This is a genomic window from Lysinibacillus capsici (assembly GCF_020217405.1).
GTDB classification, from domain to species: Bacteria; Bacillota; Bacilli; order Bacillales_A; family Planococcaceae; genus Lysinibacillus; species Lysinibacillus capsici.
Window position 1 is genome coordinate 3847774 of the sequence record NZ_CP084108.1, and the last position, 14589, is coordinate 3862362.

Annotated in this window: 13 protein-coding genes and 1 pseudogene; 2 read left to right on the plus strand and 12 right to left on the minus strand. The window is 37.2% G+C overall.

What is annotated here, in order from left to right; all coding sequences use genetic code 11:
• Window positions 1–8 precede the first annotated feature (8 nt).
• From LCP48_RS19045 to LCP48_RS19065, 6 genes and pseudogenes are all read right to left on the minus strand, one after another.
• Window positions 9–1193, minus strand: coding sequence for a phosphoglycerate kinase (locus tag LCP48_RS19045; protein WP_225340459.1), 1185 nt, complete (start codon window positions 1191–1193; stop codon window positions 9–11).
• Window positions 1194–1698: 505 nt separating this feature from the next.
• On the minus strand, window positions 1699–2715 hold the full coding sequence (gene gap / locus LCP48_RS19050) for a type I glyceraldehyde-3-phosphate dehydrogenase (protein WP_004228061.1): 1017 nt from the start codon (window positions 2713–2715) through the stop codon (window positions 1699–1701).
• A gap of 126 nt (window positions 2716–2841) precedes the next feature.
• The gene (locus LCP48_RS19055; protein ID WP_004228058.1) at window positions 2842–3894 is read right to left on the minus strand and encodes a sugar-binding transcriptional regulator; all 1053 of its coding nucleotides are present in this window, start codon (window positions 3892–3894) and stop codon (window positions 2842–2844) included.
• 175 nt (window positions 3895–4069) lie between these two features.
• Window positions 4070–4192 carry a hypothetical protein gene (locus LCP48_RS23380; protein ID WP_004228055.1) on the minus strand — a complete coding sequence of 41 codons (123 nt, stop codon included), beginning with the start codon at window positions 4190–4192 and terminating at the stop codon, window positions 4070–4072.
• A 262-nt stretch (window positions 4193–4454) separates the two neighbouring features.
• Window positions 4455–4688: a glutaredoxin family protein gene (locus LCP48_RS19060; RefSeq protein ID WP_004228053.1), complete on the minus strand. Its 234-nt coding sequence runs from the start codon at window positions 4686–4688 to the stop codon at window positions 4455–4457.
• A gap of 52 nt (window positions 4689–4740) precedes the next feature.
• Window positions 4741–5629 (minus strand): annotated as a pseudogene (locus tag LCP48_RS19065) (DMT family transporter).
• 122 nt (window positions 5630–5751) lie between these two features.
• Here LCP48_RS19065 and LCP48_RS19070 point away from each other — a divergent pair.
• A complete protein-coding gene (locus LCP48_RS19070) occupies window positions 5752–7122 on the plus strand; it encodes an aminotransferase-like domain-containing protein (protein WP_225341052.1) in 1371 nt (456 codons plus the stop codon).
• A 54-nt stretch (window positions 7123–7176) separates the two neighbouring features.
• Here the strand turns inward: LCP48_RS19070 and LCP48_RS19075 are convergent, their stop codons facing one another.
• The 3 genes from LCP48_RS19075 to LCP48_RS19085 form a co-directional block, all read right to left on the minus strand.
• Window positions 7177–9450 carry a S9 family peptidase gene (locus tag LCP48_RS19075; protein WP_225340460.1) on the minus strand — a complete coding sequence of 758 codons (2274 nt, stop codon included), beginning with the start codon at window positions 9448–9450 and terminating at the stop codon, window positions 7177–7179.
• 148 nt (window positions 9451–9598) lie between these two features.
• Window positions 9599–10348 (minus strand): TPM domain-containing protein, encoded by a 750-nt coding sequence (locus LCP48_RS19080; RefSeq protein ID WP_216485884.1) that lies wholly within the window; start codon window positions 10346–10348, stop codon window positions 9599–9601.
• Window positions 10348–10929, minus strand: a complete 582-nt coding sequence (locus LCP48_RS19085; RefSeq protein WP_004228041.1) for a LemA family protein — start codon at window positions 10927–10929, stop codon at window positions 10348–10350. Before LCP48_RS19085 ends, LCP48_RS19080 begins: the two co-directional genes overlap by 1 nt.
• A 133-nt stretch (window positions 10930–11062) precedes the next feature.
• Here LCP48_RS19085 and LCP48_RS19090 point away from each other — a divergent pair, with 133 nt between their 5' ends.
• Window positions 11063–11677 (plus strand): spore coat protein, encoded by a 615-nt coding sequence (locus LCP48_RS19090; RefSeq protein ID WP_004228038.1) that lies wholly within the window; start codon window positions 11063–11065, stop codon window positions 11675–11677.
• Between the two features lie 87 nt (window positions 11678–11764).
• On the opposite strand, the gene LCP48_RS19095 is transcribed toward LCP48_RS19090, so the two are convergent.
• From LCP48_RS19095 to LCP48_RS19105, 3 genes are all read right to left on the minus strand, one after another.
• Window positions 11765–12487, minus strand: coding sequence for an amino acid ABC transporter ATP-binding protein (locus LCP48_RS19095; protein ID WP_004228036.1), 723 nt, complete (start codon window positions 12485–12487; stop codon window positions 11765–11767).
• Window positions 12484–13194, minus strand: coding sequence for an amino acid ABC transporter permease (locus tag LCP48_RS19100; RefSeq protein ID WP_004228035.1), 711 nt, complete (start codon window positions 13192–13194; stop codon window positions 12484–12486). The genes LCP48_RS19095 and LCP48_RS19100 overlap by 4 nt, the downstream gene beginning before the upstream one ends.
• 85 nt (window positions 13195–13279) lie before the next feature.
• The gene (locus LCP48_RS19105) at window positions 13280–14077 is read right to left on the minus strand and encodes a basic amino acid ABC transporter substrate-binding protein (RefSeq protein WP_004228033.1); all 798 of its coding nucleotides are present in this window, start codon (window positions 14075–14077) and stop codon (window positions 13280–13282) included.
• Between the last annotated feature and the right edge of the window lie 512 nt (window positions 14078–14589).

Below are 14589 nucleotides of genomic sequence, written 5' to 3' on the forward strand. Positions count from 1 at the left end.
CGATTAGCTTATTTATCGTTTAGTGCTACAATCCCTGGAAGCTCTTTGCCTTCCATTAATTCTAAGGAAGCACCACCACCTGTAGAAATGTGATCCATCTTATCTGCTACTTCAAATTTTTCAACTGCCGCAGCTGAATCACCGCCACCGATTACTGTGTAGCCAGCTGTTGTTGCCATTGCATCAGCAACTGTTTTTGTGCCGTTTGAAAATTTGTCCATTTCAAAGACACCCATTGGTCCATTCCAAATGATTAATTTAGAGTTTTTGATAACTTCTGCATAGTTTGCAGCCGTTTTAGGTCCAATATCTAGCCCCATCCAATCAGCTGGAATAGCATCTACATCAACGATTTGTGTTTCAGCATCCTGTGAAAATTCATTTGCCACAACAGCATCGACTGGCATATGTAATTGCACACCTTTTGCTTTTGCCTTCTCAATAAAGGACTTTGCTAGCTGAATTTTATCTTCCTCTAGCAATGATTTACCGATATCGTGGCCTTGTGCCTTAATAAATGTAAAGGATAAACCACCACCGATAATTAAGTGATCTACTTTTTCTAATAGGCTTTCAATGACACCAATTTTATCTTTTACTTTGGCACCACCAATAATGGCTGTAAACGGATGCTCAGGGTTAGACAAGGCCTTACCTAGTACATCTAATTCCTTTTGCATTAAGAATCCAGATACAGCTGGAATATGCTTAGCAATTCCTTCTGTAGAAGCATGAGCTCGGTGGGCTGCACCAAAAGCATCATTAACATAAATATCTGCTAGCTGAGCAAATTGCTGTGCTAATGTTGGGTCATTTTTCTCTTCACCAGCATGGAAGCGTACATTTTCAAGCAGTAGTATGTCTCCATCTTGCATGTTTGCAACGGCTTCTTCCACTGCTTGCCCGATGGATTCATCAAGCTTCGTAACAGGCTTGCCCATTAATTCTGCTAAGCGAATGCCAACAGCTGTTAAACGCATATCCTCTTTTACTTCACCTTTTGGACGACCTAAGTGAGAAGCTAGGATAACTTTAGCACCCTGCTCTACTAAATACTCAATTGTAGGAATCGCTGCACGTATACGCGTTTCATCGGTAATAGCCCCATCTGCCATTGGCACATTAAAATCTACACGTATAAAAACGCGTTGACCCTTTACATCAATATCTTTCATTGTTTTCTTATTTAACATGAAGAAACTCCCTTCAAAGTTTGTTTTAGTCTTACACTCTTGTGTTTTACCCATCTTGGCTCTACACCATGCTTACTAAATTGAATAGTCATTTTGGTACTTTTCAGCGTCACTATCTCGTGTAAGGATGATTCTCCAACTTTTGATAATGAACCCTAATACTTGTTTTTATAGTAGCAAAAGTTAACTGCGATGTCTTGCAATCAACATGTATCAATTACGCCTCAGTGTATTTGCCTCCAGAATTTTCCGAACTTGTTCCTCTTCAAAATCTGTGACATTCGCTGAGGCTTTTACCTTAATTCAGTCGGTGATTTTACATCAATGAATCACCATCTATAGAGGTGGGCGTTTCTCCTGAATCTAGAAAAAAGGAGTAAGGGTTATCCCTTACTCCCAATACCCTTGTATATTATATCTATTCGATATTATAAAGGCTATACTTTTTGTGCATAAAAAGCAGTAATATGTCACACTTTTTACTCAAAATGTCGAAATATGATACTTATTTATGGTTTAAGCCTTGTTCAGCAATGTATAAAGCTAGGTCCATTAAGCGAGTAGAGTAACCAATTTCGTTATCATACCAAGCTAAAACCTTCACCATTTTGTTTTCTAACACCATTGTTGAAAGGCCGTCTACCGTAGAAGAATAATGGTTACCGTTATAATCAATTGATACTAATGGTAGCTCATTGTAATCTAAAATGCCTTTTAATTCATTTTCAGAAGCTTCTTTTAATGCTGCATTAATTGTTTCTTTCGATACATCTGCTTTTAGTTCTACAACTAAGTCAACACATGATACGTTAGGTGTTGGCACACGCATAGAGAATCCATCTAGCTTACCTTTTAACTGTGGCAATACTTTTGATACAGCTACTGCTGCACCTGTTGTTGTTGGAATCATAGACACCGCTCCAGCACGTGCACGACGAGGATCAGAGTGTGGGAAGTCTAGAATTCGTTGGTCATTTGTATAAGAGTGAATTGTTGTCATCATACCACGTTCAATGCCAAATTTCTCATCAAGCACTTTAGCTACTGGTGCTAGACAGTTTGTTGTACAAGAAGCATTGGAAATCACATCGTCAGTTGCTGGGTTATAATCCTCATGGTTTACACCCATTACAAATGTAGGCATTGCCCCTTTTGCTGGTGCTGATAGAATCGCTTTTTTCGCCCCTGCTTCAATATGCTTGCCTACTTCTTCCATTGAACGGAATCGACCCGTACATTCAAGCACTACATCTACGCCTAATTCGCCCCATGGTAATTGTGCAGGATCTTTTTCAGCATATACTTTTACACGTTGACCATTTACTACGAAAGAATCTTCATCTGCATTGACTTCAGCATCATAGATACCGTGTACTGAATCATATTTCAATAAGTGCGCAAGCTGACCAGCATCTGTTAAGTCGTTTACGGCTACTACTTCAAATTCATCATGCTTCATTGCCTCACGAAATACTAAACGTCCAATACGTCCAAATCCATTAATCGCTAATTTTAATGCCATTGTTAATTCCTCCAATAATGTGTGATGTCTGTCTCTATGAGTAGAGACATCAAAATTTACTTTATGCTCATTCAAAAAATGCTTTAGCACTTTCTGAGATCGAGTGACATGTTTACAACTTTGCCATCATTCAAGATGCTTATTTTCTATAGAAGATATTTTAGCAGCAATTGCTTTGGCCGCTGCTTCATCTGTTACAAATATAGTTTGCTTAGGTGCTACTTTAAAATAAGAAAGCATTGCATTGACCTTCTGTTTTCCTGCTGCAACTGCAATGACCTGTTCACTGTTTTGTACCTGCTCAAGCTGGATACCAATTGTGCGTATACGATGTACTATTTCTCCATCGGCATTGAAATAATAGCCAAAAGCCTCACTCACAGCACCTTTTTCCTCAAGAATTCGCAAATCCTCAGGAGATGAGTTACGACGAATAGCCATTTCCTCTGCGGAGCCAATCCCATGAATGACGCAATCTGCTTGATCATAGAAGGCCATCATTTCTGTAACCATCGGCTCTGTTAGCATCGCTTGATACGCTTGCTCACTTAAATGCTCTGGTAAAAATAGAGTACGGTATTGTGTTTCCATTTGCATGGCAAATGTTGCAACAAGTGTATTGGCCTGCATTTGCATTTCATGTCCAATCCCCCCGCGTGCAGCTACAAAAGTAATATTCTTTTGTCCGTCTAAAGGATGTAAAAACTGCGCAAGAGAGGCAACAGATTTTCCGCCAGTGACAGCTACAACTTGCTCTTCAAAAGCAGTTGACATAAATTGCAATGCTGCTTCTTTGCCTAGCATGGTTAGGATTGTATGATCCTCATTGTAATCACCAGGAACTACGACTACACGTTGGATGCCAAAGTGTCTTTCAAGCACTTTTGCAAGCTGGGTTAAACCAGACCATTCATAAACGATGGCTCTTAATTTTTCAATGACTATTTCACCATCATCTGTACATACCATACCCGACTTTTGCGCATCTAATAACCCTTGTTCACGTAAAATATCAGTTTCTTTGCGTATTTCTCTTTCTGTCATTTTCAGTGAATCAGCTAGTGTACGTCGTCCGATTGGTTGCATGAGTTGAACGGCTTGCAATATTCGATATCTTGCTTGTAGAAGCGGATACATTTCAGGAAGTAGCCTTTGCTGTGCCTCTGGAACAGTTAACATATCTATCTACTCCCCTAATTAATAGTATTGGGTTATTTTTTATCCCACTTAATTATTTTGTGTCCCACTTATGGTTTTATTATAATATGCATTGTTTTAAAGTGCAAGTAGTTGTATTGTTCTGGATAAAAAAAAGCCTCATAGCTATAAAAACAGCTACAAGACTTTGTTGTATTTATTTAGTAAAGGATAAAATCGCATTCTTTTTAAAACCTTCTAAAGCTTTTGTTGCTTCAGTTTTATTAGTAAACTCAAAAATTCGAACGTCCTTTTTCTCAAATACTGTAATAACCCACATTGTAAAATCTCCCTTCACATCATTCATTTTTGTAATATAACAACCACTAAAATTTGTGATCTATTCGTTAAACTGTTTTATAACAACTTCTTACTTGATACCTATTCTACTCCGATTTTTAGTAAAAGAAAGACTAATGTGAAGGTCTTCACAAACTGTTCAAATTCAAACCGCTTTCATTGAACAATTTGTGAATTGTGAGATTAATACCTAAATAATAAAGTCTTTTATACCGTTAATAACTCTTTATACCTTAAGCAGATTAACTGCCTAATCGCTCCATTAACGTGGCATAATCTAAATGACCATACTGAATGACATCACCATCTTTTTCAACTACCGGAATCATTAGCATATATTTTTCATGTATGCGATCATCCTGCTCAATATCAATTATTTCAATATCAAATAGAACATCTTCCTGAACAAGCTTTAATGTCTGTAATCCTTCTACACATAAAGGACAATTCGCCCGACTAAAAAATTGAATCTTCATAAATAGCACCTCCTCTTTTATTATAAACGATGTAGTATTGAAGAAATGCCTGCTATTCTTTAATGATGTTTATTTGTGCTGTCTTATCTTCCTTATTTGTAATGGTTGTTTTTTTGCCAACAATGACGGAAATCACGACAATCATTGCCACGACAATTGTAAACCAAGAGATGGATTCATTTAAAAATAGCGTAGCAAAAAGAATCATTAAAAATGGCTGTAAATATTGGATCTGACTAACTCTTGCAATACCTCCTAAAGCCATTCCACCATACCAAGCGACATATGCTAGAAACTGACTGACAACAGCTAAATATAACAGGCTAACCCACGCTGTAAGAGGGGCATGTAGCATTTCCAAGGAAAAATGGGAAATGACAGGGACAATAAAAAAAGGAGCCGCCATCAAAATAGCCCAAGCAATCACCTGCCAGTTCCCTAATTCTTTCGCTAACTGTCCTCCTTCTGCATAACTAAGACCTAATATTACAACTGCTGCTAATAATGCTAGATCTGCCATATGTAATTGGCCTAAGCCTAAAAAGCTAGCATAAATAATAACGGCTATAGCCCCAATAACACTCGATAACAAAAACTTAAATGAGGGACATTCACCTGCTCTGAATAAAGCAAAGCCCGCAGTCGCTAAAGGTAAAAGTGCTAATTCTACCGCTCCAAGATGTAAGTAAAGGAAACCCTAATACAGCCCCAAGGGATACTATTATCAAGCTTTTAAATTGTCTAGCAGTAGGTAGTCTTTCTTTTCTTACAAGTAAAACAATGGCTACGATGAACGCCGCAATGACAGCTCTCCCCAATCCTACGATTGTCGCCCCAAAATATGGTACAGCTGTACTTGTTGCGGGTAACGTTAGACTAAAGCAAATTACGCCCACAAACCATAACAGCAAACCTATTTTTTCTTTTCTTTTTTCCTGCATGTTCTCATCCTTTCATTTTCCTCTCCATCTGTCCCTGGTATAATCCATAGTAAGTGGCGCTACCTAAAAAATAAACAGAATTTTCTACCAACTGTCCTGGTACAGATAAAGGAGGAAAGATGATGATTGCAAAATATTTAGAGGTTATAGAGGACATTAAAGAGCAGCTTGCTAACGGTGTGCTCATTGCAGGCAGTAAACTACCTTCCGTACGACAACTATCTGAGCAATTTTCCTGCAGTAAAAATACAGTGATAAGAGCGTATAATGAGTTAGAAAAGGAGCATCTTATTTTTTCCAAACCCAAAAGTGGCTACTATGTTGTGAATAATATAGAGCAACCGAGTACACACCAACAAGTTATTGATTTTTTATCTGCTGGTCCAGACAAAAGCATTATGCCCTATATTGAATTTCAGCATTGCATCAATCAAGCTATTGACACATATAAAGAAGAATTATTTAGTTATATTGATCAGCAAGGGCTTTACTCACTACGTGTACAATTGGCTAAGTATCTGCAGAACTTACAGGTCTTTACTGAACCTGATCGATTATTTGTTGTCTCGGGCTCACAGCAAGCATTACATTTGCTAGCGACGATGCCATTTCCGAATGGTAAAAATAATATATTAATAGAACAGCCTACCTATTTTGGTTTTATAGAATCTGCCCATCTGCAAAAAGTTAAAACTTTTGGGATTGATTTAACAATGAAGGGCATTGATTTAGATCGTCTTGACTATATTTTTCGCAATAATGACATTAAGTTTTTTTATACTGTGCCGAGATTCCATAATCCTCTTGGTCATAGCTATACAAATGACGAAAAAAGAAAGATTGTGGAATTAGCAGAAAAATATGATGTTTATATTGTGGAGGATGATTTTTTAGGAGATTTAGATCCTGACACAAAAGCGGATCCGTTGTTTTCTTTTAATCCCTCTGGCAGGGTTATTTATATTAAAAGCTTTTCAAAGGTATTTCTTCCAGGTTTAAGAGTAGCAACAGTCGTCCTTCCCACTTTAATGACAAATCATTTCCTACGATATAAATTTAGTGCTGATTTCAATAGCTCTGTTCTCTCGCAGGGTGCCTTAGACATTTATTTAAAAAGCGGTATGTTTAATAGTCATATTAAAAAGATTAAAGAGCTTTATGTAAGAAAAATGAGCATTTTACAGGAGGCTTGTGAATCATTACTTCCTCCCCCTACTAACTATACGAAACCAGTATCAGGCTTTTATCTTTCCATTGTTCTTCCTGATAAAGTAAGTGCTAGGCAGATAGTTCATTTATTAAAGGAAAAAAATATATTGATGGATGACGCTGCTAGAATGTTTCTACCAGAATTTAAAAAGGATAATCTTATTCGTTTAAGTATTTCTCAGGTTGATGAACCATTCATTTATACTGGTATTGAGGAACTAGCACTGTGCATTTCATCATTTGAACGTAAAACGCGCTATCCAAAGCCCATTCACCTATTGTAATTAAAAAAGGCATTGATTGTGAGTAAGCTACACATCAATGCCTTTCGTTTTAAGTTATTTTAAATGACTATCGAAGAATTTTACCATGGCATTATAGAATTCAATTCTATTTTCTTCATTTGCAAAGCCATGTCCTTCATTATCTTTTAGCATGTACTCTACATCCACACCTCTAGCGCGTAAGGCTTCCACAATTTGATCTGATTCTGCTTTGTTCACACGCGGGTCATTTGCTCCTTGAGCGACAAATAATGGTGTTTTGATTTTATCTGCATGGAAAACAGGTGAAACAGCAGTTAACAATTCTTTGTCTTTCTCTGGATGGCCTACGCGCTCATAAAACATGTTACGCATAGTTTCCCAGTAAGGAGGGATGGTATTTAATAATGTAAATATGTTAGATACCCCTACATAATCAACTGCAGCAGCATATAAATCAGGTGTATACGTAATACCCGCTAATGTTGCATAACCACCAAAGGATGCTCCATAAATACCGATGCGATCAGGGTCTGCAATGCCTTGGTCAATTGCCCATTGGACACCATCAGTGATGTCATCTTGAATCTTCAGACCCCATTGCTTATTACCAGCTTGAAGGAACTCTTTACCATATCCAGTTGACGAACGGAAATTCACCTGTAGCACTGCATAGCCACGATTAGCTAATAATTGTACTTCTGGATTGAAGCCCCACATATCACGTGCCCACGGCCCACCATGAGGATTGACAATAAGAGGGAGATCTTTCGCTTCTTTATTTTTCGGTAAAGTTAAATAGCCATTGATTGTTAAACCATCTCGACTCTTATATGAAATTGGATGCATTTCTGCAAGTTCATTCGGATTTAACCAAGGGCTTAAAGTGGCCAACTCGGTTAATTCATCTGTCGTAGAATCGTAATAATAATATTTTCCATAGACAGTATCACTTGAAACACTCACAATAAATTTTGTCATTTCTTTATTGTAATCATTGATACCAAGCTCACTTTCATGCACATTCAGCTTGCTTTGAATTTTACGGAAAAGCTTTTCAAAGTTCTCGTCAAAGAATTGGTAATGTGTTTTATCTGTTATATATGCACCATATAGCAATTTATCGTGTTCGGCACTATATAAGACACCCGAAACATCTACCTGATCATTAGACATAATTACTTCTTCATTACCTTTTAAGTCGTATTTCACAACTTCTACTTTGTCTCTACCTTTGTTTGATGTAGCATAAATGTATTGATTGTCTTTTGAGAATGCTAGTGGCATTACTTCATCTCCAGCTTCCATTTCAATAAATGGCTTGAATTCATCCTTTTCAGAATCTCGATAAAGAATCGTTCCTTCCACACCATCTGAGGCTATGGCAATTCGCACATTTCCATTGCGATCTGCTAGCCAGCTTGTAATATTACCTGGATTTTTTGCAACATGAGTTGTTTCACCAGTCTTTACATTCAGCTTGTAGACGTCAAAAACTGTTGCATCTTCCTTATTCATCATGATAAGTATTTCATCTTTAACACCTTGTAGGCCACTTAATATCCCAACTGTGACGTTTGGATATGGTGTTAGATCTTTTTCCTCAGAGCCATTAAATGTTGTAGAATAAATATGGAAGTTTTCATCTCCACCTTTATCCTTTACGTATAGTAAATTATTATCCTTCCAGAAAAATCCTGCAACGTCCCGATCTTTTGAATTCGAAACACGAACAGGCTCACTATCATCATTCATCTTTTTCACGAAAACATTGGATCTGTTCTCCCAAGCAGAAGAAAAAGTAATGTAATTGCCATCTGGCGAAAGTTCATAACCAAAATTTCCAGGATTTTTCATAAAGTCTTCAACTGAAATTTCCTTTACACCTTCATGATTAGAACCATTTTTTATTTGTTTTGCATTGTTTAAAATTTTTACTGCATCTTGTTTTGAAATTGCTTCTGTATTTAATGATAAACCATTAAATAAACCAATCTTATTGGCCTTATCTAAATACTCAGCAAGTGAAGTCTCTTTTTCTTCTTTATTTAACGCTCTAACTAAAATACGAGCCACTTCATCACGTTTAATAGTCAAACTTAAATCTGTGAATTCTCCAGCCTTTACCCATTTATCAATAATTTGTTGACGCATTGAATCTGATCCGTGCTGGAATGTTAAAGTTGTTACAGCTAAATTCAAAAATTCCTGCGCTGATACACGTTCTTCTTGTGCTATTACACTGCTATTTGTTTCATTGGCAGCACGAACATCTTGCATGGTTGCAGGAATAACCACAGAGGTTGTTAAAATGATCGCTAACGATGCAGATAAAAATCTTTTTTTCAAAATGATTCCTCCCTATATCAGTTTACGTTATATCGATTGTCGATATATTTAAATCATAACAATTCTAGCATTTTTGTCAATAATTGAGAGTTTTTTTATTCAGCCAAAATGAAAGCGAACTAAATAGAATAGTTCGCCATTACCTCTATTAAAATTTCCTGCTTGCTCCCCCACCAGCAGAAGATCCGCCACCAAATCCGCCAAAGCCCCCTCTACTCGAATGTCCGCCACCAAAACTACCTGGATAATCGCCATAGCCTCCAGAGCGAGGACCTCCGCCACCTTTCGAAAAGAATGAATAGATAATAATAACAACGATAATGATTAGGATAAATAACCAAGTGGGTATGTCATCCTCTTCTTTTGATTGCGCTGGCAAATCACCGCTCCAATTATACTCTTGGGCAACAGCGCGAAAAACTTCAGAATAGGTTGCTTGAAAAGCTTGATCTAAATTACCAGTACTTGCTGAGGGATAAAATGCATTATCTAAAATGCGTCCTAATTTACCATCTGGTAATACTCCCTCTAATCCCTGGCCCACGGCAATTACAACGTCGTTATTTCCTTCCCCTTGACCAAAGGTAGCTAAAATCAAGACACCGTTATTTTTTTCCTTGTCACCAATGCCCCATGAACGAATCAATTTTGTCGCATACATTTTCGGCTCTTGTCCATGAAGACTATCAACTGTGACTACCATGATTTCAGCACCAGTGCCTTGATCCAACTGCTCGGAATAATGATTTAGCTCTTCTTTGACATTGACAGAAAGTACATTGGCAAAGTCATGTATATACGTATTTTTCATCGGTGATGGCATCGTTGCTTCTGCTAGATTCGAGAAAAAAAGAAGCACCGAACAAACGATGATCATCTGTATAATGCAACGTTTCATTAATGTGTACCCGATTGACTAAAATCGATAGATGGTGCTTTGTCAGCTCCTGCTGCGGCTTTAAAGTATTGTTTTTGTTCAAAGCCAAACATCCCTGCCATTAAATTCCCTGGGAAACGTTTAACCTGTTTATTAAATTGCTGCACCTCATTATTGTAATCCTCACGTGCTACAGCCAGACGATTTTCGGTACCTGCTAGCTCATCCATTAACTGGCGGAAGTTTGCATCTGCCTTTAAGTTTGGGTAATTTTCTACAACTACTAGTAAACGACTAAGAGCGCCAGTTAAAGCATCATTGGCAACAGCTTGCTCCTCTGGTGAGCTTGCATTTCCCATTTGTGCACGTGCCTCCGTAATATTTGCTATCACCTCTTGCTCATGATTCGCATAGCCTTTCACAGATTCCACTAGATTGGGAATCAAATCATAGCGACGTTGGAGCTGATTTTCAACTTGTGCCCATTTAGAATCAACATTTTCCTCAGCTGTCACCAGGCTATTATATTTAGGTATAAATAATAAGGCGATTACAACAAGAATGATGACAATTATTCCAATTGGTCCAAGTAACTTTTTCAATTTTAAGCCTCCTTGACTTGCTTTTCCTTCTATCTTTAGTCTACATTTTTACCTTTACATTTATACCGTATGAAATCGAATTGACGCGCCATACTAAATACTGCAACAAAAAATTATTGAGGAGGCGTTTTTTTTGTCACAATCGTTTTACAATGAATCATCAAACCAAACAAATTTAAATCAACAACATAGCCTAAATCATGGTGGACATGAAATGATGGACATGCATGAAACAATTGGCGAAATTATTGCAGGTATGAACCAAGCGATTATTTTGCGTCCCCATGTAAAAGATCCTGAATTACTCAACATCTTGGATCGCCAATATAATTTCACTCTTGGTATGTACAATACGATCGTTGAGTCCTTTAAAACAGGACACGATCCATCTGTTCCAACAGGACGCTACCAGATGGAAACAGGAAATGATTTCAAATATGGCCTAAACCCTGGTCAACCAAAAAAGCCAATGCAAAACGCTAATGAAATTAATGATGAAGCTATCTCTGGATTTTTACTCGGTGCTCAAAAAGGAGCAGCAAAATGTATGACAACTGCTGCGTTGGAGACAACAAACCCTGTAGTTCGTCGCGTTGTTGCAGATAGTATTCCTAACTGCATTGAAATGGGATACGAATTATCCATTTATCAAAACAAACACGGCTATTATCAGGTGCCTCAGTATTCTCAACAGGATATGCAAACGATGCTGAATGCATTCGACACAACATCTAATCCCCTTCATTAAATAAGAACAGAACATGGTGAATATTCACCATGCTCTGCTGTTTTTAGCACAAAAAAGCGAACGAGCATGTCGTTCGCTTTTTCTGCTTTATAATACTTTTCCTAAAAACGCTTTCGTACGGTCGCTTTGTGGATTACCGAATAGTTCCTCTGGAGACCCTTCTTCTACAATATAGCCCCCATCCATGAAGACTACTCGATCGCCTACTTCACGAGCAAAGCCCATTTCATGTGTCACAACAACCATTGTCATCCCTTCAGCTGCTAGATTTTTCATAACATCGAGCACCTCTTTTACCATTTCAGGGTCAAGGGCTGAAGTTGGTTCGTCAAATAAAATAGCTTTTGGCTTCATTGCTAATGCACGAGCAATCGCCACACGCTGTTGCTGACCACCAGAAAGCTGCTCAGGATAATTATAGGCTTTGCTGTCGAGCCCAACCTTGTTTAATAGCTCATGTCCTAGAGCTTCTGCGTCTGTACGACTCATTTTACGAATTTGCATAGGTGCCATCGTGACATTATCGATAACAGTCATATGCGGGAATAAGTTAAATTGTTGGAACACCATACCCACTTCAGCACGAATTTCATTGATATTCGTTTTTGGATCATTAATTTTTACATTTTCAATATAAATAGCACCATCCGTTACTTCTTCTAGCATATTGATACAACGGAGAAATGTACTTTTTCCTGAACCAGATGGCCCAATAACACAGACAACTTGTTTTTCTTGAATTTCATAATCGATTCCTTTTAATACTTCAAGCTTGCCAAAGTATTTGTGTAGGTTATCAATTTTTATCATCTTGCTTCCCGCCCTTCTACCTTAGCTTTACGAGGGACATAACTATTGCTAAATCGTTTCTCGATAAATGCTACAATCTTCGTTACACCATATGTCAACACTAAATATAATAATGCTGCAACGATATACGGTTCCCAGAAGCGGAAGCTTGCACCAGCTACGACCTTACTAGCGTATAAAATATCTGGTGCTGCAATTACAGTTACGAGTGAAGAATCTTTTAATAATGCAATAAATTCATTTCCCAATGGCGGAATCATACGTCTAAAAGCTTGAGGCAAAATGACCTTACGCATCGCTTGGTTATGCGTTAATCCAAGAGAGCGAGCAGCCTCCATTTGCCCTTTTGCAATACTTTGAATCCCTGCTCTGAAAATTTCCGCATTATAAGCAGCACAGTTTAAAATAAGCGCTGTAATCCCTGATACCATATAACCTAAAGAATGACCAAAAATTGTTGGAATAACTGCTAAGTGAATTAACAAGATTTGTACAAGCATCGGTGTTCCACGGAATAAATCGATATATAGTTTAGATGGCCAATAAATCCATTTCTTACTCGATAATTTTCCAAGGCCTAAAAATAGCCCTAATAGAATACCGCCAAAATAACCACTAAGTGTTAAAATAAGTGTTACGCCAATACCTCGTATAAACATATCTCGGTAGTTCCAGACAATGTCCCAGCGTAAGTCAAAGATGTCCATCCGAAAACCCCATTCCCCTTTTAATTACAATTCATAAATGAGCCGTAGCACAGTTACTATGTTAATAGCATCATTTCATTCATTTTTATTGAAAATCAATGCCTGTAATTTCTTTTAATTTCCCGTTTTCTTTAATTTTTTTAAGACCTTCGTTTAATTTATCTAGCAATTCTTTATTTCCTTTTTGAACCATGAAGCCATAGTATTCTTTTTCGAATGCATCATCTTCAATTACTTTTAGTTTTTGATCTGGGTGAGCTTTGATATATTCATAAACTACTGCGTTATCTCCGATAGCTGCGTCAACATTCCCATTTAACATTTCTTGAATAGCGATTGGCTGACTTTCAAAAGCCATAATATTTGTACTTGCTTCCCCTTGTAGCTTTTTCGCCGCCATATGACCAGTAGCATTGATTTGTACAGATACTTTTTTATCTTTTAATTCATCAAGAGATTTAATTTTTGAATCTTCTTTCACAACAATTAATAACTGAGACTCATAATACGGTTCTGTAAAATCAAATGATTCTTTACGCTCTTCCGTAATTGTGATTCCAGAAGCACCGATATCTGTTTCACCGTTTTTAATTGTTTGGAACACAGGCTCCCATCCAATATTATTCCACTCAACCTCAAAGTCCATCTCATCTGCAATAGCTTGTAAAATATCGACATCAATCCCTACAATTTTCCCTGAATCGTCAACAGATTCAAATGGTGCAAAAGTGGCCTCAGTACCTACTTTATAAACTTTTTTGCCATCTCCACCATCTTCTGAAGAAGAGCTACCTGAAGATGCATCATCTTTTGTACCACATCCTGCAAGTGCTAATGTTAATGCTGCAATTATCATCAGTAACATCCAACCTGTTTTTTTCATTGTATTTCCCCCTAGTTCGATAATTTTCCGAATTACGTATTATTTTTCGCAATTCGGAAATGTTAGACTATTAGGTCAATTATATTAACATTATAGTATTTAGACAACAACTTTTCGCATAAAATTAAATATTTTTTCATATAAATTTATATTAAATTCATATAATTTGAAAAAATATGTATAAATAACAAGAGAATTAACCTAAAACTAATATATATACAATGAGAACCATGCCAAATTTCGATAAATTTAGTCAAAAAAAAGAATCCCCTCAGATAGGATTCTTTTTTTTGACTATTTCTAGTCTCACGTACAGTATGTTCACTAAAAAATAATTTGGAGTTGTTGCTTTTTTGAAGGTTTGAAAGGAATAAATAGGGGAATAATGCCAACTAGGACAGTATTCCCTTTATTCTTCCTCTCGATCTCCAGTAAGCAGGCTGCTAAACTACTTATTAGGAGATGAGCTATAACAGTATATCAATTAATCAGTAAAATGGCGCCCTCGGAGG